The sequence below is a fragment of the Kitasatospora sp. NPDC023176 genome, from assembly GCF_055560495.1.
The window spans coordinates 33,355-58,229 of record NZ_JBVHIP010000030.1; the positions used below are offsets into that span (position 1 = coordinate 33,355).

Genomic DNA, 24,875 nt, shown 5'->3' on the forward strand with positions numbered 1-24,875 from the left:
CCGTCATCCAACCCTGGTTGTACGACCGGGGCCGACCTGCGGTGTCGACACCGGTCCGATGTGGCGGCGGGGGCTTCCCCGGCACCGTGGTGCCCATGATCGAAGTCATCGAACTGACCAAGCGCTACGGCCGCCGCACGGCCGTCGACACGTTGACCTTCACCGTCCGCCCCGGCCACGTCACCGGCTTCCTCGGCCCCAACGGCGCCGGCAAGTCCACCACCCTGCGGCTGATCCTCGGCCTCGACGACCCCACCTCCGGCAGCGCCACCGTCGGCGGCCGGGCCTTCCGCGGCCTGCCGCGCGGCCTGCGCGAGGTCGGCGCGCTGCTCGACGCGGGCGACGTGCACGGCGGGCGCACCGGGGCGGCCCACCTGCGGGCCCTGGCCCTCAGCAACGCGATCCCGCGCGGACGGGTGGACGAGGTGCTCGCCGAGGTCGGCCTCGCCGACGCCGCCGGCCGGCGGATCGGCGGCTACTCGCTGGGCATGAAGCAGCGCCTGGGCATCGCCGGCGCCCTCCTCGGCGACCCGCCCGTGCTGCTCTTCGACGAGCCGCTGAACGGACTGGACCCGGAGGGCGTGCTCTGGGTCCGCGGACTGTTCCGCCGGCTCGCCGCGGAAGGCCGGACGGTCTTCGTCTCCAGCCACATGATGGCCGAGATGGAGCACACCGCCGACCGGCTGGTGGTGGTCGGCCGCGGCCGGCTGATCGCCGACGAGAGCCTCACCGAGTTCGCCGCCCGGGCCGGCCGGGGCATCGGACGGGCCGCCGTCACCGTCCGCAGCACCGAACCCGAGCGGCTGACCGCCGTCCTGCGCGCCGCCGGCGCCACCGTCCGCCCCGGACCGGACGGCAGCCTCGACGTGACCGGTCTGGACGCCACGCGGATCGGCGAACTCGCCCTGGAACAGGGCCTGTTGCTGTACTCCCTGACCGAGCGAGGCGCCTCCCTGGAGGAGGCCTTCATGCAACTGACCGCCGACAGCGTCGAATACCTCGCCGGAGAACCCCGATGAGCACCCTCACCGCCACCGCCACCACCTCAACTCCCCTTCGCCGGCCCCGCTTCGGCGACCTGCTCGCCGCCGAGTGGCTCAAGTTCTGGTCGCTGCGCTCCATCCCCTGGGTGCTCGGCCTCGGCGCGCTGGTCGTCATCGCCGCCAACCTCAAGTCCGCCCAGTACCTCCACGACCACTACCTGCCCGGCGACGGCGACCCGGTGGTGATGAAGCAGGTCGCCCTGAACGCGTCCTTCGACACCGCCTCCGCCGACATCCTGATGCTGCTCGGCGGCGGCCTCGGCGCGATCGTCATCACCGGCGAGTACGCGACCGGCCTGATCCGCACCACTCTGGCAGCCGTCCCCGACCGCCGGGCCGTGCTGCTCGCCAAGGCGGGCGTACTCACCGCGGTGCTGCTCGGCTTCGGCGCCGTCAGCGTGGGCGTCTCCTTCGCCCTCACCCAGGCGATGCTGGCCGATCGGGGCATCGGACAGTCCATCGGCGACCCGACGGCGCTGCGGTACGTGGCGGCGGCCGCCCTGTTCGCCCCGGTCTGCGGACTGGTCGGGCTCTGCCTGGGCACCCTGCTGCGGCACAGCGCGGGCGCGGTGGTGGGCACCGTGGTGGTCCTGTTCTTCCTGCCGTCCTTCGTCACCGAACGCTACCGCTGGAGCGCCGACCTCCTGCACGCCCTGCCCTTCCCCGCCTGGCAGCGCCTGGCCCGCACCACCCTGGCCGGGATGCGCCCCACCGACTACCCGGCCACCGTCGCCGGCTCATGGGTCACCTACGCGGTGTGGGCGCTCGCCTCGGTGGTCCTCGCGACGGTGGTGATCCAGCGCCGCGACCACTGAACCCGCCCTTGCTTCACGACACTTGGGCCGGCTTCTCGCGCCGGCCGGCCCACTCGTCGGCGAGCGCCACCAGCAGGGCCGCCAGCACCAGCCCCGCCGCGACGGCGACGCTCAGCTCGAAGGCCATGGCCCAGTCGGGGCGGGGACCGGCCACGTGGGCGAAGAACACCGAGCCGACGACCGCGATGCCGACCGCCGAGCCGACCCGCTGGGCGGTCTGCAGGACGCCGCCGGCACTGCCCGCCCGGGCGAGCGGCACGTGCTGGAGGGTCAGCGTCTGGTTCGGGGAGATCACCAGGCCGCTGCCCGCCCCGGCGACCAGCAGCGGAACGAGCGTCGTCCAGCCCACCGAGGGCCCCGACCACAGCTGCACCGCCAGCGCCGAGGCCAGCAGGCCCAGCAGCACCAGCAGCAGCCCCAGCACCACCAGCCGCCGGCCCAGCCGGCTCACCAGCCGCCCGCCCACCGCGGCCGCCACACCCGAGCCCACCGCGAAGGGGGTGATCGCCAGTCCCGCCGTCAGCGCCGAGTAGTGCAGGCCCGCCTGCAGGTAGAGCGTGAAGATGAAGAAGATCGCGGTGAACCCGGCGAAGTACACCAGCGACAGCAGCACCCCCGCCGCGTACGGCCGCACCGCGAACAGCGCCATGCTGACCAGCGGTTCGTGCCGGCGCGCGTAGTGCCGCTCCCAGCCGACGAAGGCGGCCAGCAGTACCGCCGCCACCGGCAGCAGCAGCCAGCGGGCCGAGTCGTGCCACTGCTGCCCCTGGACGAACGGCAGCAGCAGGGCGACCGTCCCCGCACCGAGCAGCAGTACCCCGAGCGGGTCGAAGTCCCGGTGCCCGGTCCGCTCGGCGGCCGGGCGCGGCGGCGGGAGCAGCCGGTAGGCGATCGGCAGGGCGGCCACGCCGATCGGCAGGTTGACCAGGAACACCCAGCGCCAGCCGTCCTGCGGGCCGAACAGGTGGATCAGCAGACCGCCCAGCAGCGGCCCGACGGCGGTGGACAGCCCGATGGTCGCGCCGAGCGCGCCGAAGGCCCGGCCGCGTTCGGCGCCCTGGAACAGGGTCTGGATGAAGCCGGACACCTGGGGCACCAGCACCCCGCCGGCCGCGCCCTGGAACAGCCGGGCCAGCACCAGCCACTCCTGGTCCTGGGCCGCCCCGGCCAGTGCGCTGGCGGCGGTGAACAGGGCGAGCCCGGCGAGGAAGACGGCCCGCCGGCTACGGGCGTCGCCGAGCCGCCCGGCGGGCACGAGCACCAGGCCGAAGGCGAGCGCGTAGCCGCTGAGCACCCATTGCAGGCCGCTGTCCGACATGTGCAGCCCGACCCGGACGGTCGGCAGGGCGACGTTCACGATGCTGACGTCCAGCAGGGTCATGAACCCGGCGACCAGGCAGACCGTCAGCGCCCGCCAGCGCCGTGCCTCGGCCCGCCCGCCGACGGCGGAGGCACCGGGCGGCTGCGGGCGCGGGTTGGGGTGGGGGTTCGGGTTCGGGTGCGGGTTCGCCGCGTCGGGGGAGGGTGGGGCGGTCATGGGGAGCCTCTTCCCGGTGTCCGGGGCCTGGTCCTGGCTCTGCTGCGGATCATCCTCACCCGGGCCGTACGGCGCCGCCACCCGGGCCGTCGCGGGCCGCCACCTGAGCCCCGTCTCCCGTCCGCCTCACTCGAACGGACGAACCGGATCGCGACCGACCCCCACGCCCCCGAGGCTGGCCGCATGACTGTCGCCACCGAGACCCCGCCCTCCGCCCCACCGGTGCTCGATCTACGGCAGCGGAACGTCGTCTTCGCCACCATCGTGCTCGGCATGCTGCTGGCCGCCCTCGACCAGACCATCGTCGGCACCGCGCTGCCCACCATCGTCTCGGACCTCGGCGGCGCCGCCCACATGTCCTGGGTGGTGACGTCCTACCTGCTGGCCGAGACGGTGGCCACCGTCCTGGCCGGCAAGTTCGGCGACCTGTACGGGCGCAAGCTGATCTTCCAGGTCTCGGCGATCGTCTTCGTCGGCGGCTCGTTCCTGTGCGGCCTGTCCACCAACATGACGCTGCTGATCGCCTGGCGGGCGGTGCAGGGCATCGGCGCGGGCGGGCTGATGGTCACCGCGATGGCGCTGATCGCGGACGTCATCCCGCTGCGCGAGCGCGGCAAGTACCAGGGCGCGATCGGCGCGGTGTTCGGCCTGGCCACCGTCATCGGGCCGCTGCTGGGCGGGCTGTTCACCGACCACCTGTCCTGGCGCTGGGCGTTCTACGTGAACGTCCCGCTCGCCGTCGTGGTGGTGATCGCGGCCGCCCGGACCATCCCGTCGGTGCGCTCCGCGGTGCGGCCGGTGATCGACTACCTGGGCATCGCGCTGGTCTCGGTCGGCGCCAGCGCCCTGATCCTGGCCGCCAGTTGGGGCGGCAACCAGTACGCCTGGGGCTCCGGGGTGATCATCGCCCTGTTCGTCGGCGGCGCGGTGGCGCTCGGGCTGTTCTGCTGGACGGAGACCCGGGCCGTCGAACCGATGCTGCCGATGCGGCTGTTCCGCAACCCGGTGTTCGCGGTCTGCTCGGTGCTCAGCTTCATCGTCGGCTTCGCCATGCTCGGCGCGCTGACCTTCCTGCCGACCTTCCTCCAGTACGTCGACGGCGACTCCGCGACCGTCTCCGGCGTGCGGATGCTGCCGATGGTGATCGGCCTGCTGATCGCCTCGATCGCCAGCGGCAAGAGACCTGCTGGAGATGGGAGACCTCGCCCGCCACGGGGTTGACGGCCGCCGAGGCCGGTGCGGTGATCCCCGCGAGGACGTCGCCGGTGCGCGGCGTGGTGAGGGTGAGTGCGGCCCCCGACGACCCCGAGCCCCTGCTCCGCCTCGGCCTGCACCGCCTGCCGGCCGCCGAGTACCCCGTGCTGCGCGAAGTCGCCCCGCTGCTGACCGACCAGACGCGGAACTCGAGTTCGCCTCCGGCCTGGACGTGCTCCTGGACCGGCTCGGCACCTGATCGCGCGCGGCTCGCGCCATGGCGTTCACGGCCGTGGTCGTACCCCTGTCCCGCGGTGCCAAGGGCCGACCCGAGCATCGAGGAAGATACGGCTCAGCACCGGAAGAATGCGCTTTCTCGCTCCCTCCCCCAGGCCCGAGGATGGGCAGCGAATCAGCCTGCCCGGGAGGAAAGCCGTGTCCGCCGTGTCGCCCGCCCCGCCGCCCACCCCCGTCGACTCCCCCGTCGATGCGGGCCTGCTGCCGCTCACCGCCGAGGTCCGGCCGGAGGGCCTGGTGGTCGGCGGTGTCCTGCTGGAGCAGATCGCCCGTCGGCACGGCACCCCGCTCTTCGTCTACGACGAGGAGCACCTGCGCCGGCGCTGCCGGGAGGCGGTGGCCGCCTTCGGCCGGGGCAACGTCGCCTACGCCTCCAAGGCCTTCCTGTGCACCGCCATGGCCCGGCTCGCCGCCGAGGAGGGCCTGCTGCTGGACGTCGCCTCCGGCGGCGAGCTGCGCACCGCGCTGCACGCCGGGGTGGAGCCGGACCGCATCGTGCTGCACGGCAACAACAAGGACGACGCCGAGCTGCGCACCGCGATGAGCGCCGGAGTGCGCCACATCGTGGTGGACAGCTTCGACGAACTGGAGCGGATCGAGCGGCTACACCACGTGGAGGGCCTGCCGCCGGCCCGGATCCGGGTGCGGGTGGCGCCCGGCGTCGCGGCCGGCGCCCACCAGGCGATCCAGACCGGCGGCCACGACTCCAAGTTCGGCTTCGGCCTGGCCGACGGCGCCGCCCGGGCCGCCGTGCGCCGGGCCCGGGCCTCCTCGGCCGTCCGGCTGGAGGGCGTCCACGCCCACGTCGGCTCCCAGGTCCTCGACCCGGCCGAACTCGCCGACGGCGCCGCCGCGATGGCCCGCTTCGCGGTGGACAGCGAGGTCACCGGACTGACCGTGGGCGGCGGCCTGGGCGTGGCCTACGTGGGCGGACAGAGCGCCCCCTCGTTCGCCGTCTGGGCCGAGAAGGTGCGTGCGGCGGTGCGCGGGGCGGGCTGGACGGGCGAGGTCGGCGTCGAGCCGGGCCGCTCGATCGTCGCCCGGGCCGGGCTGACGCTGTACCGGGTCGGCACCGTCAAGCGGATCCCGGACGTGCGCACCTACGTCAGCGTGGACGGCGGGATGAGCGACAACCTCCGGCCGGCGCTGTACGAGGCCCGCTACGAGGCCTTCCTGCCGCGCTGCCCCGAGGCGGCCCGCCCGCAGCGCGCCCGGCTGGTCGGCAAGCACTGCGAGAGCGGCGACGTGATCATCGACGACGCGGCCCTGCCGGACGACCTGCGGGTCGGGGACCTGCTGGCCACCCCGGTCACCGGCGCCTACGGCTACGCGATGGCCTCCAACTACAACAAGCTGCCGCGCCCCGCCGTGGTCTTCGTCCGCGACGGCCGGGCCCGGCTGGTGGTGCGCCGGGAGACCGAGTACGACCTGCTGCGCCTGGACGTGGCGGCCGAGGAGGCGGAGCCGACCCCCCGGGGGGAGCCGGTGGCGCCGCGCGAGGCGGTGCGGTCCTGACGAAGGCCCGGGGAGAGCCAGGGGAGAGCCAGGGGAGGGCCCGGGTAGGACCGGGGAAGGGCCTAGCCTGGGCCGATGCTGAACAGTGCCCGACTGCTCGTCCTGCTGGAGATCGCCCGCCGGGGCACCATCGTGGCCGCGGCGCAGGCGCTGCATCTGAGCCCCTCCGCCGTGTCACACCAACTCGCCCGCCTGGAGCAGGAGTTGGACGTGGCACTGGTGGAGCGGGCGCCGCAGTCGCTGCGCCTGACGGCCGCGGGCGCCCGGCTGGCCGAGCACGCCCAGGCGATCGCCGACCTGATGGCCGTCGCCCGGGACGACCTCCGAGCGCACTCGGAGGCGGCGGCCGGGGTGCTGCGGATCGGCTTCTTCGTCTCGGCCGGGCTGGAGCTGCTGCCGCGGGCGCTGTCGGAGTTCGCGGACCGGCATCCGCGGGTGGAGCTGGAGCTGGTGATGGGCCAGCCGCACGAGCTGGTGCCCGACCTGGAGGCCGGCCGGCTGGACGCGGCCGTGGTCTTCGAGCACCCGCTGGATCCGTGGTGCCGCCAGGCCACGGTGGAGGTGCGGATGTTCTTCGAGGAGCCGCCGTTGATCGTGCTGCCGCCCCGGCACCGGCTGGGGCGGCGCCCGGTGGTGCGGCTGGCCGAGCTGGCGGACGAGAGCTGGATCGGCACCCACGGCGGCGGCACCGGCGAGCCGGTACTGGAACGCGCCTGCGCGGCCGAGGGCTTCCGGCCCCGGGTGCGCTGCCGCAGCGACCACTACCAGGTCACCGTCACCCTCGCCCGGGCCGGGATGGGCGTGGCGCTGATCCCGGCCCTCGGACTGGCCGACAGCGCCGGGGTACAGGTCTGCCGGCTGGAGCACCCGCAGTTGCACCGCCGCGTCGGGGTGGCCACCCGGGCCACCAACCGCAATCCGGTACTGAGCGCGTTCCTGGCCGAACTCGGCGCCGCTGCCGGGGAGATCGGCTCCGCGCTGGCACAGCGGTGGGCGGCCTGAGCACCCCTCTTTCCCCTGTGCCGCGGACTGCGGTTGTGTCATGCTTCAGCGACCAGAATCCATCTCAGCTGATTGGTCCCTGATGATGCGCCGGATATCCGCCCTCCTGATCGCCGCCGCGTCCCTCCTTTCCGCCGGCGCGGCCTACGCCCAGCCCACCGCGCCCCGCACCGCCACCGTCGCCGAGGCCCCGGCCGGCACCGCCGGCGGTCACACCGCCGACCGCTCCGAGCACCACTGACCCGCGGTCGGCCGGGCGGGGCCTCACCGGACCCGCAGCACCTCACCGGACCGGACGGCGGTCGGCCGACCCCCGCGCACCGCGACCCGCCCGGCGACCACCACCGTCTCCACTCCCTCCGGCGGCAGCAGTGGCTGCTCGAAGCTCGCCCGGTCCAGCACGGCCGCCGGATCCAGCACCACCAGGTCCGCCACCGCACCGTCGCGCAGCACCCCGCGCCCGGTCAGCCGGAACCGCCCCGCGGGCAGGCCGGTCATCTTGTGCACCGCGAGTTCCAGCGGCAGCAGCCCCTGGCGGCGCCCGTAGTGGCCGAGCACCCGGGCGAAGCTGCCCGCCCAACGCGGGTGCGGGCGACCGGGTTTGGGCACCCCGTCCGAGCCGATCATGGACAGCGGGCTGGCCAGCACCCGGCGGACGTCGTCCTCCCGCATCGAGTGGCTGATGATGGTCACCTCGCCCCGCCCCTCCAGCAGCAGCTCGCAGACGTAGTCCACCGGGTCGGTGCCGCGCTCGGCGGCCAGTTCGGCGATCCGCCGCCCCTCGGCCGCGGGGCGGGCCGGGGCGGCGGCGACCGAGATGAGGTCCCAGCCGCCGTTGCCGACGGTGTTCTCCCAGCCCGCCACGCCGTTCGCGATGTCCGCCCGGATCCGGCCGCACACCGTGGGGTCGCCCAGCCGGGCGAGCAGCGCGGCCGGCCCGCCCTCGCTGACCCACGGCGGCAGCATCGCGGGCAGCACGGTGCTGCCCGCGGTGTACGGGTAGACGTCGCAGCGCACGTCCACGCCCTCGGCGCGAGCCCGCTCCAGCCGCGGCAGGGTGCGCAGGGTGGCGCCCCAGCCGTACCGGCCGGCCGTCTTGTGGTGGGAGATCTGCAGCGCGGCGCCGGAGCGTACGGAGATCTCCAGGGCCTCCTCCAGCGCCGCCTCCACCTGGGACATCTCGTCCCGCAGGTGGGTCACGTACGGCTTGCGGTGGCGCGCGGCGACCGTCGCCAGGGCGACGATCTCCTCGGTGTCGGCGTAGCCGCCGGGCGGGTAGATCAGGCCGGTGGAGAACCCGGCGGCGCCCTGGGCGAGCGAGCGGTCCAAGAGCTCACACATCGCGGCCAGTTCCTCGGGGCGGGGCGGGCGGTCCGCGAAGCCCATCACCCCGGCACGCAGGGTGCCGTGGCCGACCAGCGAGGCCAGGTGGTTGCGTCGCAGCTCGGGCCGCTGACCGGCGGCGAACGCGGCGAAGTCCCCGGCCGGGCGCACCGGCCCGAGGCCGAACGTGACCCGCAGGTGCTCGGCCAGCCCGGTCAGCCGGCCGGGCAGCGCCGGGAACAAGCTGGTGCCGCAGTTGCCGGCGATCTCGGTGGTGACCCCCTGGAGCAGCGGGGCCAGCCGCAGTTCCTCGGTGCCGTGGCCGGCGCCGCCGTCGTGGTCAGGGCCGCCCTCGCCGTCGAAGGTGGCCGCGAGGGCGTCCGAGTGGGTGTGGACGTCGATGAAGCCGGGGGTGACGACCCGTCCGGTGACGTCCAGCACCTCGGCCGCGTCCGCCTCGGCCCCCGGCGCGAGCACCGCGACCCGGCCGCCCACGACGGCCACGTCCGCCGGCCGGCCGGCGGCCCCGGTGCCGTCCACCAGAGTGCCGCCGCGCAGCAGCAGGTCGATCCGGCCAGGCGGCGGGCGGTGCATCGGCGGCTCCTCGGGCGGTGGGCGGTGGGCGGTGCGCCGATGCTGGCAGCCCGCCCCGGGGGAACGGAAGATGATGCACCCATTGCCGCCTCAGCCACCACTTTGGTACCGCTGCCCGGGCGGGTGTGCCGTGTGCCCGCTCGTCGAATGGCGCCCGCTCGATGATGAGGGAATCGAACGGGGCCCGGAACCGGTGGTCAGTGGCTGAGGTTGGCGGCGGCCTTCTTTGCCTCGGCCTTCGGCCCTACCCGGCCAGCGGCGGGTTGAGGCGGGCGAAGGCCTCCTGGCGGCGGTAGGGGAAGTAGGGGTAGGGGGCGGTGCGGGCGCTGGCGGCGTCCAGGCGGGCGACCTGGTCGGGGGTCAGGGACCAGCCGACGGCGCCGAGGTTCTGGCGCAGCTGGTCCTCGTTGCGGGCGCCGATGATGACGGAGGAGACGGTGGGGCGGCGCAGCAGCCAGTTGATGGCGACCTGGGGGACGGTGCGGCCGGTCTCGGCGGCGATCTCGTCCAGGGCGTCGACCACCCGGTAGAGCAGTTCGTCGTCGACCGGCGGGCCGTAGTCGGCGGTGTCGTGCAGGCGGCTGTCGGCCGGGAGCGGGCGGCCGCGGCGGATCCGGCCGGTGAGGCGGCCCCAGCCGAGCGGGCTCCACACCAGGGCGCCGACGCCCTCCTGTTCGGCGAGCGGCATCAGCTCCCACTCGTAGTCGCGGCCGACCAGGGAGTAGTAGACCTGGTGGGCGGCGTAGCGGGGGCGGCCGTGGCGTTCGGCCAGGTCGAGGGACTTCATCAGCTGCCAGCCGGAGAAGTTGGAGACGCCGGTGTAGCGGATCTTGCCCGCGCGGACCAGGTCCTCCAGGGTGGCCAGCACCTCCTCGATCGGGGTGGCGGCGTCGTAGGCGTGCAGTTGGAAGAGGTCGAGGTGGTCGGTGCCGAGGCGGCGCAGCGCGTCCTCCACCGAACGGATGAGCCGGGCGCGGGAGGTGCCGGCCTGCTGGGGGCCGTCGCCGAGCGGCAGGCCGGCCTTGGTGGAGATCAGCACTTGGTCGCGGCGGCCGCGGACGGCCTGGCCGAGCACCTCCTCGGAGGCGCCGTCGGAGTAGACGTCGGCGGTGTCGAAGAGGGTGACTCCGGCGTCGATGGCGATGTCGAGCAGCCGGCGGGCCTCCTGGACGTCGGTGGTGCCCCAGGCGCCGAACAGCGGGCCGCGGCCGCCGAAGGTGCCGGTGCCGAGGCTCAGCGCGGGGACCTTGAGTCCGGATGTGCCGAGCCGGCGGTATTCCATGGCGGTGGATTCCACGGTGGTTGACATGAAGGCACTCCCCTCGGAGTCCGCTAATGGGACTCTCGTTCCGTTAGGATGCCTCGAAGCTAGCAGACTCCCCCCATCTAATGGAACAGGAATCCCGTTAATGGTTGACGAGCCCTCCACACCCGGCACCCTCCGCCCCGGCGGCCGCACCGCCCGGGTGCGCACCGCCGTTCTGCGGGCCGCCGAGGACGCCCTGGTCGAGCACGGCTTCGGCGGCCTGGACCTCGGCGACCTCGCCCAGCGGGCCGAGGTCGGCCGCACCACCGTCTACCGCCGCTGGGGCAGCACCACCGCCCTGGTCGCCGACCTGCTCGCGGACATGGCCGAGCAGTCCTCGCCCCGCACCCGCAGCGGCTCGCTCGCCGAGGACCTGCGGGCCAACGCCCGACTCGTCCAGCGGACTCTGGCCGACCCCCGGCAGGGCGCGCTGTTCCGCGCCGTCATCGTCGCCGCCAACGGCGATCCGGGCACCGCCGAGGCGCTGCGGCACTTCTACCGGCGCCGGGTGGAGGAGTGGGCGCCGTGCGTCACCGAGGCCGTCGAGCGCGGCGAACTCCCCGCCGACACCGACCCGTTCGAGGTGATCCGGGCCGTCTCGGCACCGCTCTACTACCGGATGCTCACCACCGCCGAGCCGCTCGACCAGCCCGCCGCCGACCGCGCCGCGACCGCCGCCGAGGCCGCCGCCCGGGCCGGGGCGTACCGGCGGGCGCAGGCCTGAGGGCCGAGGGCCGAGGATCCAGGGCTGAGGATCCAGGGCTGAGGACCGAGGCCCGCGTACGCCGACGGCGGCTGTGACCGGGCCAGCTCTCCGAAAGGCCGTCGACGCATACGCTCCGTCACCTGATCGCCGTCCACCGGCTGCGGAGCGCAACCGGCCTTCGTAGCGTCATGGTCATGACGATCACCGTACGAGCGTCCCTGCTCGCCGTCCTGACCACCGCGACCCTCACCGCGGGCACCGCCCCCGCACCGGCGGCCCCCGCGGCCGCCAGCGTCCCCTACTACCACCAGCAGCTCAGCGACGACTGCGAGGCCGCCGCCCTGCGGATGGTCCTCGCCGCGCGCGGCGTGCAGGCCGACGACCAGCAGATCCTGGACCGGATCGGCGTCGACCGGGACCACCCCGAGTTCGGCCACTCCGGCCCGCGCTCCGGCGACCCCTACCGGGTGTTCGTCGGCGACCCGGACGGCTCCGAGACGGACGGCACCGGGTTCGGCGTGTACTACCCGCCGGTGGCCGGGGCCGCCCGCGCGTACGGGCTGACGGTGCTCCAGGACGCCGAGGGCGTCTCCGTCCAGGAGCTCAAGGACCACCTGGCCGCCGGCCACCCCGCGATCGTCTGGGTGGACTACCTGTGGCGCCGCCTCAAGGGCACCACGTACACGGCCTACGACGGCCGGAGCATCCCGTACGCGGGAACCGCCGAACACACCGTCGTGGTCACCGGCTTCGGCGGCGGCAAGGTGTCGCTCAACGACCCCGCCCGCGGCCGCACCACCGTCTCCGAGCAGGACTTCGCCGACGGCTACGCCACCTACGGACACATGGCGGTGGTCATCGACTGACCGGCGCCCCGGGGCGTCGGGCGTCACCGCCGGGGGAAGCTGAAGACGTAACCGTTGTCCTTGAGCCAGGGCAGCAACTGTTCCAGCGCCTCCAGGGTCTGCGCCCGGTTGCCCCCGCCGTCGTGGAGCAGCACGGTCGGGCCGATGCGCAGTTGGGCCTTCGCGGTCTCGACGATCTTCGCCACGCCGGGGCGTTCGAAGTCGCGGGTGTCGACGTTCCAGCCCAGCGGGCGCATGCCGTGGGCGGCGGCGATCTGGCGGCTCTCCGGGGTGAAGGCGCCGCCCGGGGCGCGGTAGTAGTCGACGGGTGCGCCGCCGGTGCCCTCCTGGATCATCCGCCGGCCGTCCACGATCTCCTTCTCCTGGTAGGCGACGTCCTTGTGGTCCATCGCGGTGTCGTGGCTGACCGAGTGGTCGCACAGCCGGTGCCCGGCGGCGACGACCTGCCGGGCGAGGTCGGGGTGGGCCCGCGCGTCGGGGCCGAGCATGCAGAAGACGGCCTTGGCGCCGTTGCGGGCGAGGACGTCCAGGACCCGGGGCGTCCACTGCGGGTCGGGGCCGTCGTCGATGGTCAGGTTGACGGTCTTGCCCGGGTCCTCGGACTGGCGGGAGATGCTCATGTCGACGACGGGCGCGGGCAGCGTCGGGTCCGGGGCCGAGGCCGCGGTGGAGGCGTCGGCGGCGGAGGCACCGGCGGCGGACGGGGGTGCGTCGTGCATCGCCCCGGCGACACCCACCAGGGTCGCGGCGGTCACTCCCAGGGCCAGCACCCGCAGCGCCACCGTCCGCCGCCGGCCCGCCGGACGGGCCGGGGAAAGGCTCGGGGGGAGGCCCGGGGAGAGGCCCGGGGAAAGGCCGGGGGAAAGGCCCACCCGCCCCTCCTGCGGGTACCCGCCGCCCGGGGTCCGGTCGTTGGGGTCCATCGGGTTCGGCTCGCGGTCGTGGCGCACGGCGGTACTCCTCGGAGGGGATCGGGGTCTCGGTGCCCACCACCCTCGGCCGCCCGCTTGCGCGCCCCGTGAGCTGCGTATGAGCGTTTCGCAACAACCCACCCCTCCCCCCACCCCCGAAGACGCGTCCCCGCAGGTCAACCCGGATACTGGCTCCCATGGCACGGCTGCTCCTGATCGAGGACGACGACTCCGTACGCGAGGCACTGGCCCTGGGCCTGCGCCGCCAGGGCCACGAGGTGCGCACCGCCGCCTCCGGCGAGGCGGGGCTGGAGGCTGCCCACCGGGAGCCCCCGGAGCTGATGGTCCTGGACCTGATGCTGCCCGGGATCGACGGCCTGGAGGTCTGCCGACGGCTGCGCCGGGCCGGGCCCACCCCGGTGATCATGCTGACCGCCCTCGGCGACGACGTGGACACCGTGCTCGGCCTGGAGGCCGGCGCCGACGACTACGTGGTCAAGCCCGCGCAGTCCCGCGTCCTGGACGCCCGGATCCGCGCCGTCCTGCGCCGGGCGGGCGGTCCGGGCCCGGAGGCGGAGCGGGAGACCCACGGCGAGCTGGTGCTGGACCGCTCGGCGCTGACCGTCACCAAGCGCGGCGCCCCGCTGCCGCTGGCACCCAGCGAACTGCGCCTGCTGCTGGAGCTGGCCGCGGCCCCGGGGCGGGTCTTCAGCCGGGAGCAACTCCTGGAGTCCGTCTGGGGGCTGGGCCGACAGGAGGACATCCGGCTGGTCGACGCCGGGGTGAACCGGCTGCGCGCCAAGGTCGAGGACAGCCCCGCCGCACCGCGCTACATCCAGACCGTCCGCGGCTTCGGCTACCGCTTCGGACCGCTGTGACCACCGCCTCCGCGTCCGCCCCCGCGCCCCGTCGGCCCGAGGACCCGCACCCGCCCCGCCTGGTCCGGCTGCGCCGCGCCGTCGCCGGACTGCGGCCGCGCCTGCTGGTCGCCTTCGTCGCCGTCGCCGCGCTGAGCGCCCTGGCCACCGCCGCGCTCACCTACCGGGCCGCCACCACCTCCACCCTCGACCTGACCAAGGACACCGCCCTGGACGAGCTGCGCCGCCGCGTCGACGTCCTCGCCCCGGCCCTGCCCTTCCCGCCCACCCAGGGCGAACTCGACCGGCTGGCCGGCCAGTTGTCGGGCACCGGCGGGTTCCGCGACTGGCGGGTCCTGGCCTCCTACGGCACGGCCCACTCGGAGTGGACCCAGCCCTTCGCCGTCCCGCCCGCGCTCCAGCACACCGTCGGAGCCGGCCACGCCGCCTTCCAGCGCTTCACCGACAACGGCCACCCCTGGCTCGCCGTCGGCGTCCCCGTCACGTACGCCAAGGGCAGCGCCGCCGCCGGCCCGTCCGGGCTCACCGTCTACGCCGCCCTCCCCCTCGACCGCGAACAGAGCGCCGCCGACTCGCTGCTGGCCGCCGCCGCCGGGGCCGGGGCGTTCGCCGCGATCCTGGCCGCCGGGCTCGCCCTGCTGGCCGCCCGCCAGGTGCTGCGGCCGGTCCGGGCCCTGGGCGATGCCGCCCGGGCCCTCGCCCAGGGCCGGCTGGACACCCGGCTGACCGTCACCGGGCACGACGAACTCGCCCAGCTCTCCAAGACCTTCAACCACAGCGCCCGCACCCTCCAAGGCACCATCGAGGAGCTGCGCGCCGTCGAGTCCCAGGGCCGGCGCTTCGCCGCCGACGTCTCCCACGAACTGCGCACCCCGCTGGCCGCGATGCTGGCCGTCACCGACATCCTGGACGAGGACGCCGAACAGCTGCCCGCCGACACCGCCACCGCCCTGCGCATGATCAGCAACGAGACGGTACGGCTGACCCGCCTGGTCAACGACCTGATCGAGATCTCCCGCCTGGACGCCGGAGCCGCCCCGCTGCGCACCGAGGCCGTCGACGCCGCCACCGCCGTGCGCGAGACCCTCGACCTGCGCGGCTGGAGCGAGCAGGTCGACCTCGACCTGCCCGCCGCCCTGCCCGTCCGCCTCGACCCGCGCCGCTTCGACGTCATCGTCGCCAACCTGGCCGGCAACGCCCTGCGGCACGGCCGCCCGCCGGTGCGCCTGGCCCTGCGCGGCTCGGCGAACGAACTGGTGCTCACCGTCACCGACCACGGCGCGGGCATCCCGCCCGCCGAACTCCCGCACCTGTTCGACCGGTTCTACAAGGCCGACAAGTCCCGGGCCCGCTCCGAGGGCAGCGGGCTGGGCCTGGCCATCGCCCAGGAGAACGCCCGGCTGCACGGCGGCCTCGTCGAGGCCGCCAACTCCCCGGACGGCGGTGCGGTGTTCACCCTCGTCCTGCCCCGTGGGCTCGACCAGGAGGAGGAGCTGTGACCGTCCGCCGCCTCGCCCCGCCGGCCGCCCTGGCCGCCGCGCTGCTGCTCGCCTGCGGCTGCTCGGTCTCCACCACCGGCGCCGTCCGGAACGGACAGCCGGCCACCGGCGTGCAGCCCGGTACCCGGCTGTACTTCCTCGACCAGCACGGCATCCGCCTCGCGATCCGCCCGACCGCGCAGCGCGAGGACCTCCAGCAGACCCTGAACACCCTGCTGGCCGGCCCCGACCAGAGCGAACAGCGCCAGGGCCTGTACAGCGAGCTCCCGGTGAAGGGGCGCGTCGAGGCCACGGCCACCCCCGGGGTGGTCACCCTGCGACTCTCCTGGCCGGCCGCCTCGCTGTCCGCCCCGACCATCCAGCAGCTCGTCTGCACCACCGAGGACGCGCCCACCACCGGCCCGGTGCCGAAGGTCGCCATCGTCAGCAGCGACGCCCCCTCGGCCATCCAGCAGCAGTGCGACCTGCACCGCACCGGCTGACCGAGGGGGCCACGGGCTGACAGCCTGGCGAGCTGACGGGCTGACGGGCTGACGACCTAGAAGAAGGAGTCGTCGTCGTCCTCGTAGTAGTTGTTGACGACCACCTGCGGCTCGTCGTCGCTCAGCGCCTCGTTGAGCAGCATGCCGCCGACCAGGCCGGCCGCACCGGCGCCGATCATCGCGCCGGTGCCGAAGCGGCGGCCGCCCTGCTCCTGCTGCTGGGCGGGCACCTGCGCCTGGACCGGCTGCGGGTAGCCGGCCTGCGGCGGGGTGTAGAACGGCGGGACGGTGGTCTGCACCCGCTGGGCGCAGGCGGCGCAGGTCTCGACCTGGCGCGGCACGCCCCACTGCGGCTGCCACAGCACCACGGCCGAGCCGACGCCGTGGGTGGGGTCGAAGAAACACGTCACGGGTGAACTCCCTGTTGCTGGCTGGGTCTTCGGAACAGCGGGTACGGCGGGGGCCGCGACGGGCGCGGCGGGAGCGGGAACCGGGGCGACCGGCGCCGGGGCCGCGGGCTGCAGGACGTCGACGCCGAAGTCGGTGGCGATGCCCGCGAGCCCCGAGGCGTAGCCCTGCCCGACGGCCCGGAACTTCCAGTCCGCGCCGTTCCGGTAGAGCTCGCCGAAGACCATGGCCGTCTCGCTGCCCGCCTCCGGCGTCACGTCGTAGCGGGCCACCTCGGTGCCGCCGTCCGCGTCGACGACCCGGACGTACGCGCCGCGCACCTGCCCGAAGGCCTGCCGCCGCTGCGCCGCGTCGTAGATCGCCACCGCGAAAGCGACCTTCCGCACCTCGGCCGCCACGTCCGCGAGCCGGACCTCGATCCGCTCCCGGTCCTCGCCCGCGCCGCCCGCGCCGAGGTGGCGGACCGCGCCGTCCGGGCTCTGCAGGTTGTTGAAGAAGACGAAGTGCTGGTCGGTGAGGACCTTCCCGTTCTCCCCGCAGAGCAGCGCGCTGGCGTCCAGGTCGTACTCGGCTCCGGCCGTCCAGCCGAGGCACACCCGGACGGTCCGCACGCCGGGCGCCTGCCGGTTCAGGGAGACGTTGCCGCCCTTCGTCAGGGCCACACTCATGGGGTTCCTCCACCGTCCGATTCCTGCTGTTCGACCACGACAACGCTGTAGAGGTCACACCGGTTCCCATCCGTCCGACCGGAACCGAGCGGGGGTTCCGGCAGGCCACGGGCCTGCGGGGCGGGCACTCTGGCGGGGTGTCGGCCCGCCGCCTATCGTCAGTGTCCATGACAAATGCTCACCGTGACGCCGGCCACACCGCCCGCCGTGCCGCCCGCCGCGCCGCCGCCCTGGCCACCGCCCTCGCCGGGACCCTCGCCGCGCTCCTGGCCCCCGCCACCGCCCAGGCCGCACCGGCCGGCTGCCGGACCGTCACCACCGCGCCCCTGGACGCCGAACAGGCCCGGCTGCAGGACCCCCGCACCGCCGCGTTCACCGAACGCTCCGGCCTCGCCGACCTGCTGCACGGCTTCCCCGCCGCCCTGTGCTCCGCCCGCGACGCCCACCGCGCCCAGCGGGTCGTGGACGCCTGGGGCCGCAAGCTCTGGCAGGCCGGCCTCGACCGCGCCCAGGGCCGCCGCCCCAACGGCGAACTGCCCGCCCTGGACGACCGCCCGCTGTACTGGGCCCGGCTCGCCATGACCGTCCGGCTCGCCCAGTGGCAGCCCCGGTTCGACGTCGACCACGCCGAACTCCGGGCCCGCTTCGAGGACGCCTCGCGCGGTCTGGGCGACGGCTTCTCCGACGACCCCGCGCCCGATCCCGGGTCCGGGGGCGGGGTCCGGCGGATCTTCGTCAGCGGCTTCGACCCGTACGGCCTGGACACCGAGCCGCGCCGCGCCAACCCGGCCGGCGCGGCCGTGCTGCAACTCCACGGGAAGCGGATCACCCTCGCCGACGGCAGCACCGCCGAGGTGCGGGCCGTCGTCCTGCCGGTGCGCTACGGCGACTTCGACGACGGCATCGTGGAACGCGCCTTCGGCCCCCACCTGCGGCCCGGCGGTCCGCAGTCCGCCGACCTGATCACCAGCATCAGCCAGGGCTACCCCGGCGAGTTCACCCTGGAGGCCTGGGCCGGCCGCGCCCGCTCCGCCGACCCGGCCACCGACAACACCGGCGCGCTCTCCGGCGGCACCGCCCTCCACCCGGTCGACGCCCCCGGCCTGGCCGACGGACCGCAGTTCATCCGCACCACCCTGCCCACCGACGCCATGGCGGCCGTCCAGCAGCCCTACCCCGTGCTGCTCAACACCCCCGTCACCGAGATCCCGGCGGGCGCCACCGCCCCCGTCGAACGCCCCGACGGCCCCACCCCCGGCTCCCGCGCCGTCGCCGGCGGCGGCGGGGGCTACCTCTCCAACGAAGTCGCCTACCGCTCCAACCGCCTGCGCCTGGACCTCGACCCCGACCTCCCCGGCGGCCACCTCCACACCCCCGTCCTCACCGGCCTGCCGGCCCGGCAGGACCAGCTCACCTCACCGGAGTTCGAGCACAACGAGGCCGCCATCGCGGACGAGGTCCGCGCGATCCTGCGCAGCGCCCGGCTCTGAGCGGGCGACCGTACGGCCGGGCCGGAAACGACGTCACGGCGCCCGGCCCGCCCGGTCACGGCGGGCCGGGCTCGCACCGCACCGGCGGCCCGGCCTACGCCGGGTGGGCGAAGCGGGTGCCCGCCGCCCGGGCGCGGGAGTCGGTGATCTCCGCGTAGGCGGCCTCGCGGCCGGCCCAGTGCGAGCCCTCGACCGACTTGCCGTGTTCCAGGGCCTTGTACACCTGGAAGAAGTGGGTGATCTCCAGCAGGTCGAACTCGGGCAGGTCGCCGATGTCGCGGAGGTCGGCGTAGCGCGGGTCGCGGGCCGGGACACAGAGGATCTTCTGGTCCGGACCGCGTTCGTCGCGCATCACCCACATGCCGACCGCCCGGCAGCTGAGCACACAGCCGGGGACGGCCGGCTCGCGGCCGAGGGCCAGGGCGTCCAGCGGTTCGCCGTCGCCGCCGAGGGTGCCCTCGACGTAGCCGTAGTCGGTGGGGTAGCGGGTGGCGGTGAGGAGGGTGCGGTCGAGGCGGATCCGGCCCGCGTCGAAGTCCATCACGTACTTGTTGCGCGATCCCTGGGGGATCTCGATCATCACGTCGAACTCGGCGGGTTCCACCGTGGCCTCCTCCTCGGCTCCTGGGGAGATTGTCCGCCGTACGGGCCCTGTGAGCACCTGTCGAAAGCGCCTCCGCCGCCCGGGCCCAGCCGATAGCATCCGGCCCATGGGGAGCTGGCAGGTCACCGTCCTGGACCACCGTCACGAGCCCGGCGGACGGCCGCAGGGGCGCCCGGAGGGGCCGCTGGCGCAGCGGGACGGCTGGGAGGTGCACGGCGGGGACGGCGAACTCAGCCGGGTCGACGCCGACGGCGTGGTCCGCTGGCGCCGGCCCTGCCCGGGGCGGCCGAACGCGGCCCACCTGTCCGCCGACCGGGTGCTGGTCACCACCAGTTCCTTCGAGTACACCGCCTGGGGCCACCTGGGCCCGGCCCTGCTGCTGGACCTCGCCGACGGCTCCCTGGTGGCCGAGCTGCGCGGCGAGCGCGGCGCGGCGCTCGGCGACGACGGCCGGTTCGTGCTCGGGCTGGAGGGCTACGGCGCCTTCCACACCTGGGCGCACGACCGGGACGGCGCCGTGGTCGACTCCTGGCCCAGCTACGGCCACTACGTGGTCGACGGCGGGCTGCGCGTCGTCGAGGCGGACCGCCGCGTCCCCACCCGCAGCCGGGTGGTGCGGCTGCTGCCCGGCGGGGTGGTCGAGCCCGGCCCGCGGCTCTCCGACGCCCAGGCCCCGGCGCCGCTGGTACTGGCCGACGGCACCCTGCTGGTGCTGGACGCGGGGGTGCTGCGCGCCGTCGGGCGGGAGCTGGACGACGCCGTGCTCGCCGAACTGCTCCCGCTCGCGCCGGACCAGCGGCACCGCTTCACCGGTGCGCTGCGCCGGACGGCCGAGGGCCTGACCGCGACGCTGGTCGAGCGCCACCCGACCCGGATGGGCCGCTACAGCCACCATGTCTGGACCCTCGGCCTGCGCACGCCACGGCCGTAACCCGGAGCGGCCGCAGACGGCGCCGCAACTACCCCTGCACCACCGGAAGTTCCAGCACCGAGCCGTGCTCCCCGCCGTACCCGATCCGGTACTCCGCCCGCCCGTCGGCCGGGAGCAGCTGGAAGGAGTCGGTGTTGGCGGCGGCCACGGTCAGCCGGATCCGCTCGCCGGCCTTGAACAGCACCGAGACCGGCTGGAGGTCGATCACCACCTGTTGCGGCCGGCCCTGTGGGAAGGGCTCGGCGTCGCCGGCCGCGTAGCTGCGGGGCGTGCGCAGCCGGCGCCAGTCGGGGTTGTCATCCCGGTCGGCCACCGCCCGGTCGGCCAGGGCGAGTTGGCCCTCGGTGAGGTAGCTGACCCGGCCGTCGGGGGTGACGTCCTCCAGGTAGACGTGCAGGGCGCCGTTCGCCGAGCCGGCCAGGCCGGTGACGTCGAGGGTGACCTTGCCGTTGCCGGTGACCCTGGTGTCCTCGGTCAGCGGCGCGGTGGTGTAGCCGAGCAGTCGGGCGTCCACGCCCGCGCGGTCGGGGTAACTCACCTCTTCCCCGGTGAGGTTGGTGTTCCAGCGGTCCAGCGGGCCGGTGCCGGCGGTGGGGTCGAGGCGCAGCGGGTCGGAGCCGGCGGGGGTGGCGCCGGAGCGCCCGGTGGCGAGGGTGTTGCCCGCGCCGAGGCGGAACGGCCGGGTGCGGGTGCCGGGCACCGGCCAGCGGGTGGTGGTGCGCCAGACGCCCTCGTTGAAGGTGTAGTAGTGCACCTGCCGCGCGCCGTCGGGGCGGGCGCCGTCGCGCACGTAGCGGTCGAAGAAGTCGACCACGCGCTGGTCGTTCTGCTCGTGTTCGGCCCGGGTGAGCGGCCGGGCGGGCTGGAAGGGGTCGGCGAGCCAGCCGGCGCCGTGGTTCCACGGGCCGATCCAGTCGTCCTGGGTGTCGGACAGGCCGGTGAACTGGGAGAGCACGCCGTTGGCCGTCCCGGCGTCCAGCCAGCCGGCCCGGGTCAGGACCGGGACTCCGCCGTCCTCGACCGCGTCGGTCTTCTCGCCGACGCTGCCGACCGTCCAGCTCTGCGGGCCGTTGCGGTAGTCGCGGTAGGCGCCGGTGCGGGCCATGTCGACCAGGTTGGCGTTGTTCGCGTGCTCGGCGCGCGCGGCGGCCAGCAGGGCGGGGCCGTCCGGACCGTCGACCGGTCGCGGGGTCAGACCGGTGAGGCCGAGCTGCGCGCAGAGCTGCCGGGTCTGCTCGCTGGTCTCGCAGGTGGTGCCGCCGGTCTGGTCCAGGATGCGCAGCAGCAGCGCGTACGGGGCGAGCCGGGGCTCGATCAGCAGGCCGCCGGGGCGCACCAGGTCCTCGTACGGGTCGAAGTCGTAGGAGAGCGGGGCGGCGGCGGTGATGTGGTGGTTGCCGAGGGCGGTGGCGAGCATGGCGGTGTCGCCGCCGTAGGAGATGCCGGTGGTGCCGACCCGGCCGTTGGACCAGGGCTGGGCGGCGATCCAGTCGCCGAGCGAGCCGCTGTCGGCGATCGCGTCGGCGCCCAGCTCGGCGGTGAGGGTGCCGAAGGAGGCGCCGGTGCCGCGCAGGTCCGCGACGAGGTAGGCGTAGCCCTTGGCGTTCCAGGCCTCGGCCTCGCCGCTGGCGCCGCCGGGTTGACCGGCCAGGACGCGGGCGCGCCAGTAGCGCTGGGTGACCAGCACGGTGGGCAGCTTGGCACCGGGCTTGGTGCCGGGCGGGAGGTAGACGTCGACGGCGAGGCGGACGCCGTCGGGCATGGTGACGTAGCGTGACTGGAGGTGGGGCTCGGTGGGTGCGGTGGCCGCCGCCGGAACGGCCGGGAGGCCGAGGAGCGCGAGCGCCGCGAGCGCGGCCGCCAGCGGGCGGCGCAGGATCCCCCGGCCCGTCGTCCGCCGGCCCGTCGCTCCCCGGCCCGTCGTCTGCCGACCGATCATCCCCCGGCTCATCGGACGGTCGCCTTCCAGGGGCCTTCCTCGGGGCGTGCCTCGGTGTCCGTCCCCGGCCAGGGCGGCATGGTGACGGCGGTGATCCGCAGCGGCCCGTCGCCGTCCGGGTCGGCCCGGAACTGGAAGGCGGTGCCCAGCGGGATCGACACGGCGGTGCCGGGTTCGAGCCGGTGGATCTCCTCCCGGCCGTCCTGGCGCCGCCACAGTTCGCCGCCGCCCGCGGTGACCTGCCACAGCTCCTGCACGGTGGCGTGCGACACCGCGTGGGTGACCTGCCCGGGGGCGAGTTCGAAGACGGCGAGGCTGCCCAGCCCGTCCAGGACCAGCAGCGGGCGGACTTCGGCGCCGTCCGGGGCGGTCACCACCGGGGCGGCAGGGGCCTCGGCGCTCTCGAAGGGTTGGTGCACTGGCGGAACGGGTTGGTGCACTGACTGATCGTTCATCGACGACCCGGCCTCTCTCGTTCGACGGAGCAACTGGGCTCGTCCCCCACCGCCGATCAGACCACGCCCGCCGCCGGGCCCGCCATCGGCGCCGGCCCGTATCCGACCCCGAATCAACCCCGAGAGGACCGGGGCCGCTACCCCGAGACGCCCCCGAACTCGCGCACGGCGTCGGTGACGATGGCCTCCAGCCGGGCGTGGTGGGCGCCGCGCCAGTAGGCCTGGCCGCAGTCCGCGCACTGGGCGAAGGCGTCGTAGGAGCGCTCGGTGCCGTCGTGGAGCTGCTCGCGCACCGTGGTCTTGCTCACCGTGCGCAGCGTGCCGTTGCACGTGGTGCAGCGGCTCCAGGGGGCGAGCGGCGGGGCGAAGCGGGAGAGCACGTCGCGCAGCTGCTCGGCGGGGCGGTGGCTGTAGACGTAGGCGCCGGCCCACAGTTCGCGGCGGCGCAGCAGGCCGCGGTCACGAGAGAGCATGATGCGCTGTTCGGCGGCGGAGCGGGCGGCCAGCGCGGCGTCGCCGATGTCCGGGTTCTCGTACGCGGCGTCGATGCCGAGCAGCCGCATCCGGCGGGCGAGGGTGCCGAGGTGGACGTCCAGCAGGAAGCGCGGCGGGGCGGGCGAGGGCTGCGGCCGGGCCACCGCCTCGACGCTGACGTGCTCGTCGTCGACCGGGACGTACGAGTCGGGCACCGGCCGACCGTCCACCCGCAGGGTGCCGACCTCGGTGAGCGGGACGCCCAGCGACTCGACCAGGTGGCCGAGGCTGGAGGTGCCGTCGGTGCGCAGCGCGGTCCGCCCGGCCCGCCGGGGCGCGGAGACGAAGAGGTGCAGCTCAGGGGCGAAGTCGAGCCATATCTGGGGTCTGTCCACGCGGCCAGCATGCCAGCGGGCGGCGGGCCGGGGCCACCGGTTTGCCCGGCACTCCTCACGAGGCGGCTTTGGCCCGGCACTCCTCACGGGGCGGCTTCGCCCACGCTCCTTACGGAGCGACCGCCGCCGCGGCCACCGGCCCCCGGTCGCGCGCCGCCCAGCGGGCCACCGGGCCCATCGCGTACCCGGCGGCGAGGAACACCGCGCCCAGCACCAGCCAGCCCGCGAGCCCGCCGTCCAGCAGCAGGGCGGTGAGCAGCAGCGGTCCGAGGGTGCGGGCGACGGCGACGCCGGTGCCGAAGAAGCCCTGGTACTGGCCGATCCGCTCGGGCGGCGCGAGGTCGAAGCCGAGCTGCCAGGAGCCCGCCGACTGCCGCATCTCGCCGGCGACCTGGAGGACTGCCCCGGCGACCAGCAGGGCGGCGAAGGCCCACAGCGGGACGTCCAGCCCGGAGAGGCCGCAGACCGCGCAGGAGGCGAGCAGCAGCACCCCGGACGAGCGCACCGCCCGGACGGCGGAGTCCAGTCCGCTGACGTCGCTCGCCGCCCGGACCTGGAAGGCCAGTACGGCCAGGGTGTTGAGCACGAACAGCACCGAGCCGAGCCAGCCGAGGCCGGGGGCGCGCTGGGCGATCCACAGCGGCAGGATCAGGCTGAGCATCGGCATCCGCAGCAGCAGCACGGTGTTGACCAGGGTGACGGCGGCGTAGCGCCGGTCCCGCAGCACGGCCAGGCGCGGGCCGGTGCCCGACTCCGTCGGCGCGGGCGGGACTTCGGGCAGCCCCCGGAGGACGAGGGCGCCGGCCAGGAAGCCGAGCGCGGTGACGGTGAAGGCGCCGAGGTAGGCCGCCCGGGTGCCGACGGTGAGCGCGATGCCGCCGATGGCGGCGCCGACGGCGAGACCGCCGTTGAGGGTCGACTGCAGGTGGGCGAGCAGTCCGGTGCGTTCGGCGGGCGGCACCAGGCCGGCGACCAGCGCCTGTCGGGCGGCGGTGAGGCCGGACTGCGCGGTGGCGTAGAGGCAGACGGCGAGCAGGAAGGGGGCGTAGGAGCGGACCACCAGGAGGACGGCGACCACGGCGGCCGTGGCGAGCGCGAGCGTCACCGCGGTGCGGCGCGGGCCGCGGCGGTCGGCGAGGTGGCCGAGCGGCACGCCGGCCAGCGAGCCGAGCGCCCAGGCCACCGCGAGGCCGAGGCCGAGGGCGGTCGGCGACATGCCGACGACCCGGGTGAAGTAGAGCGCGGAGCAGGTGTAGTAGGCGCCGTCGCCCACCGCGCTCGCCAACTGGGCTGCGGCGAGGGTGCGCTGGGGGCCGGCGGGGGGCAGCAGGGCGAGCCGGGCGGCGCTCTGGTTCGGCACTTCTCTCCTGTCGGACGGGCGGCGCGCGGGGTGGGCGTTCGCAACCGCTCGGGGCGGGCCTTCGCCACCGCTCGGGCGGTCCACGGTGGGTCAGCGCCCAGCCTAGGGAAGAAGTGGACCGTCCGACAGATCCATTGATCTTGTATTTCCCTGGGCCACTTCCGGGCCGCGCCGCACCAGCCG

22 protein-coding genes and 1 pseudogene are annotated in these 24,875 nt (G+C 75.0%); 13 read left to right on the top strand and 10 right to left on the bottom strand.

What is annotated here, in order from left to right:
• The first annotated feature begins 95 nt into the window (after positions 1–95).
• Complete coding sequence (locus tag ACZ3YL_RS31665) at positions 96–1,019, top strand: ABC transporter ATP-binding protein (protein ID WP_188310049.1); 924 nt, start codon at positions 96–98, stop codon at positions 1,017–1,019.
• Positions 1,016–1,858, top strand: a complete 843-nt coding sequence (locus ACZ3YL_RS31670) for an ABC transporter permease subunit (RefSeq protein WP_188310048.1) — start codon at positions 1,016–1,018, stop codon at positions 1,856–1,858. Before ACZ3YL_RS31665 ends, ACZ3YL_RS31670 begins: the two co-directional genes overlap by 4 nt.
• A gap of 13 nt (positions 1,859–1,871) precedes the next feature.
• Here the strand turns inward: ACZ3YL_RS31670 and ACZ3YL_RS31675 are convergent, their stop codons facing one another.
• Positions 1,872–3,395, bottom strand: coding sequence for an MFS transporter (locus ACZ3YL_RS31675; RefSeq protein ID WP_223243648.1), 1,524 nt, complete (start codon positions 3,393–3,395; stop codon positions 1,872–1,874).
• A 183-nt stretch (positions 3,396–3,578) separates the two neighbouring features.
• Here ACZ3YL_RS31675 and ACZ3YL_RS31680 point away from each other — a divergent pair.
• The 4 genes and pseudogenes from ACZ3YL_RS31680 to ACZ3YL_RS31695 all read left to right on the top strand — a co-directional run.
• Positions 3,579–4,601, top strand: a pseudogene (locus ACZ3YL_RS31680) (MFS transporter); the annotation flags it as partial.
• Between the two features lie 423 nt (positions 4,602–5,024).
• Positions 5,025–6,401, top strand: a complete 1,377-nt coding sequence (gene lysA / locus ACZ3YL_RS31685) for a diaminopimelate decarboxylase (RefSeq protein ID WP_465660649.1) — start codon at positions 5,025–5,027, stop codon at positions 6,399–6,401.
• A 75-nt stretch (positions 6,402–6,476) separates the two neighbouring features.
• On the top strand, positions 6,477–7,403 hold the full coding sequence (locus tag ACZ3YL_RS31690; RefSeq protein ID WP_465660651.1) for a LysR family transcriptional regulator: 927 nt from the start codon (positions 6,477–6,479) through the stop codon (positions 7,401–7,403).
• A 40-nt stretch (positions 7,404–7,443) separates the two neighbouring features.
• Positions 7,444–7,644: a hypothetical protein gene (locus ACZ3YL_RS31695; protein ID WP_465660653.1), complete on the top strand. Its 201-nt coding sequence runs from the start codon at positions 7,444–7,446 to the stop codon at positions 7,642–7,644.
• Positions 7,645–7,667: 23 nt separating this feature from the next.
• Here the strand turns inward: ACZ3YL_RS31695 and ACZ3YL_RS31700 are convergent, their stop codons facing one another.
• Together ACZ3YL_RS31700 and ACZ3YL_RS31705 are read right to left on the bottom strand one after the other, a co-directional pair.
• On the bottom strand, positions 7,668–9,320 hold the full coding sequence (locus ACZ3YL_RS31700; protein WP_465660655.1) for an N-acyl-D-amino-acid deacylase family protein: 1,653 nt from the start codon (positions 9,318–9,320) through the stop codon (positions 7,668–7,670).
• 244 nt (positions 9,321–9,564) lie between these two features.
• The gene (locus ACZ3YL_RS31705; RefSeq protein ID WP_465660736.1) at positions 9,565–10,602 is read right to left on the bottom strand and encodes an aldo/keto reductase; all 1,038 of its coding nucleotides are present in this window, start codon (positions 10,600–10,602) and stop codon (positions 9,565–9,567) included.
• Between the two features lie 127 nt (positions 10,603–10,729).
• Between ACZ3YL_RS31705 and ACZ3YL_RS31710 the strand changes: the two genes are divergently transcribed.
• Entirely contained in the window at positions 10,730–11,350 is a 621-nt protein-coding gene (locus ACZ3YL_RS31710) for a TetR/AcrR family transcriptional regulator (protein WP_188310043.1), read from the top strand.
• Between the two features lie 176 nt (positions 11,351–11,526).
• The gene (locus ACZ3YL_RS31715; RefSeq protein ID WP_465660657.1) at positions 11,527–12,198 is read left to right on the top strand and encodes a C39 family peptidase; all 672 of its coding nucleotides are present in this window, start codon (positions 11,527–11,529) and stop codon (positions 12,196–12,198) included.
• A 23-nt stretch (positions 12,199–12,221) separates the two neighbouring features.
• Here the strand turns inward: ACZ3YL_RS31715 and ACZ3YL_RS31720 are convergent, their stop codons facing one another.
• Complete coding sequence (locus ACZ3YL_RS31720) at positions 12,222–13,148, bottom strand: polysaccharide deacetylase family protein (protein WP_465660659.1); 927 nt, start codon at positions 13,146–13,148, stop codon at positions 12,222–12,224.
• Between the two features lie 158 nt (positions 13,149–13,306).
• Between ACZ3YL_RS31720 and ACZ3YL_RS31725 the strand changes: the two genes are divergently transcribed.
• Genes ACZ3YL_RS31725 through ACZ3YL_RS31735 form a run of 3 tightly spaced genes read left to right on the top strand, consistent with a single transcriptional unit; the run spans position 13,307 to position 15,968 of the window.
• Positions 13,307–13,987 carry a response regulator gene (locus ACZ3YL_RS31725; RefSeq protein ID WP_465660661.1) on the top strand — a complete coding sequence of 227 codons (681 nt, stop codon included), beginning with the start codon at positions 13,307–13,309 and terminating at the stop codon, positions 13,985–13,987.
• A complete protein-coding gene (locus tag ACZ3YL_RS31730; protein ID WP_465660663.1) occupies positions 13,984–15,486 on the top strand; it encodes a sensor histidine kinase in 1,503 nt (500 codons plus the stop codon). The genes ACZ3YL_RS31725 and ACZ3YL_RS31730 overlap by 4 nt, the downstream gene beginning before the upstream one ends.
• Positions 15,483–15,968: a GerMN domain-containing protein gene (locus ACZ3YL_RS31735; protein ID WP_188310040.1), complete on the top strand. Its 486-nt coding sequence runs from the start codon at positions 15,483–15,485 to the stop codon at positions 15,966–15,968. The genes ACZ3YL_RS31730 and ACZ3YL_RS31735 overlap by 4 nt, the downstream gene beginning before the upstream one ends.
• A gap of 56 nt (positions 15,969–16,024) precedes the next feature.
• Here the strand turns inward: ACZ3YL_RS31735 and ACZ3YL_RS31740 are convergent, their stop codons facing one another.
• Positions 16,025–17,044 carry a TerD family protein gene (locus tag ACZ3YL_RS31740; RefSeq protein ID WP_188310039.1) on the bottom strand — a complete coding sequence of 340 codons (1,020 nt, stop codon included), beginning with the start codon at positions 17,042–17,044 and terminating at the stop codon, positions 16,025–16,027.
• Between the two features lie 167 nt (positions 17,045–17,211).
• On the opposite strand from ACZ3YL_RS31740, the gene ACZ3YL_RS31745 reads away from it, so the two are divergent.
• Entirely contained in the window at positions 17,212–18,534 is a 1,323-nt protein-coding gene (locus ACZ3YL_RS31745; protein WP_465660665.1) for a pyroglutamyl-peptidase I, read from the top strand.
• 94 nt (positions 18,535–18,628) lie between these two features.
• On the opposite strand, the gene ACZ3YL_RS31750 is transcribed toward ACZ3YL_RS31745, so the two are convergent.
• On the bottom strand, positions 18,629–19,114 hold the full coding sequence (locus tag ACZ3YL_RS31750; RefSeq protein ID WP_465660738.1) for an inorganic diphosphatase: 486 nt from the start codon (positions 19,112–19,114) through the stop codon (positions 18,629–18,631).
• A 130-nt stretch (positions 19,115–19,244) separates the two neighbouring features.
• Here ACZ3YL_RS31750 and ACZ3YL_RS31755 point away from each other — a divergent pair, with 130 nt between their 5' ends.
• A complete protein-coding gene (locus ACZ3YL_RS31755) occupies positions 19,245–20,069 on the top strand; it encodes a hypothetical protein (RefSeq protein WP_465660667.1) in 825 nt (274 codons plus the stop codon).
• 28 nt (positions 20,070–20,097) lie between these two features.
• Here the strand turns inward: ACZ3YL_RS31755 and ACZ3YL_RS31760 are convergent, their stop codons facing one another.
• The 4 genes from ACZ3YL_RS31760 to ACZ3YL_RS31775 all read right to left on the bottom strand — a co-directional run bounded on the left by ACZ3YL_RS31760 (position 20,098) and on the right by ACZ3YL_RS31775 (position 24,692).
• A complete protein-coding gene (locus tag ACZ3YL_RS31760; RefSeq protein WP_465660669.1) occupies positions 20,098–22,008 on the bottom strand; it encodes a CocE/NonD family hydrolase in 1,911 nt (636 codons plus the stop codon).
• Positions 22,009–22,016: 8 nt separating this feature from the next.
• Positions 22,017–22,427, bottom strand: coding sequence for a cupin domain-containing protein (locus tag ACZ3YL_RS31765; protein WP_465660671.1), 411 nt, complete (start codon positions 22,425–22,427; stop codon positions 22,017–22,019).
• 173 nt (positions 22,428–22,600) lie between these two features.
• Complete coding sequence (locus tag ACZ3YL_RS31770) at positions 22,601–23,332, bottom strand: Mut7-C RNAse domain-containing protein (RefSeq protein ID WP_465660673.1); 732 nt, start codon at positions 23,330–23,332, stop codon at positions 22,601–22,603.
• 109 nt (positions 23,333–23,441) lie between these two features.
• Positions 23,442–24,692: an MFS transporter gene (locus ACZ3YL_RS31775; protein WP_465660675.1), complete on the bottom strand. Its 1,251-nt coding sequence runs from the start codon at positions 24,690–24,692 to the stop codon at positions 23,442–23,444.
• Positions 24,693–24,875 lie beyond the last annotated feature (183 nt).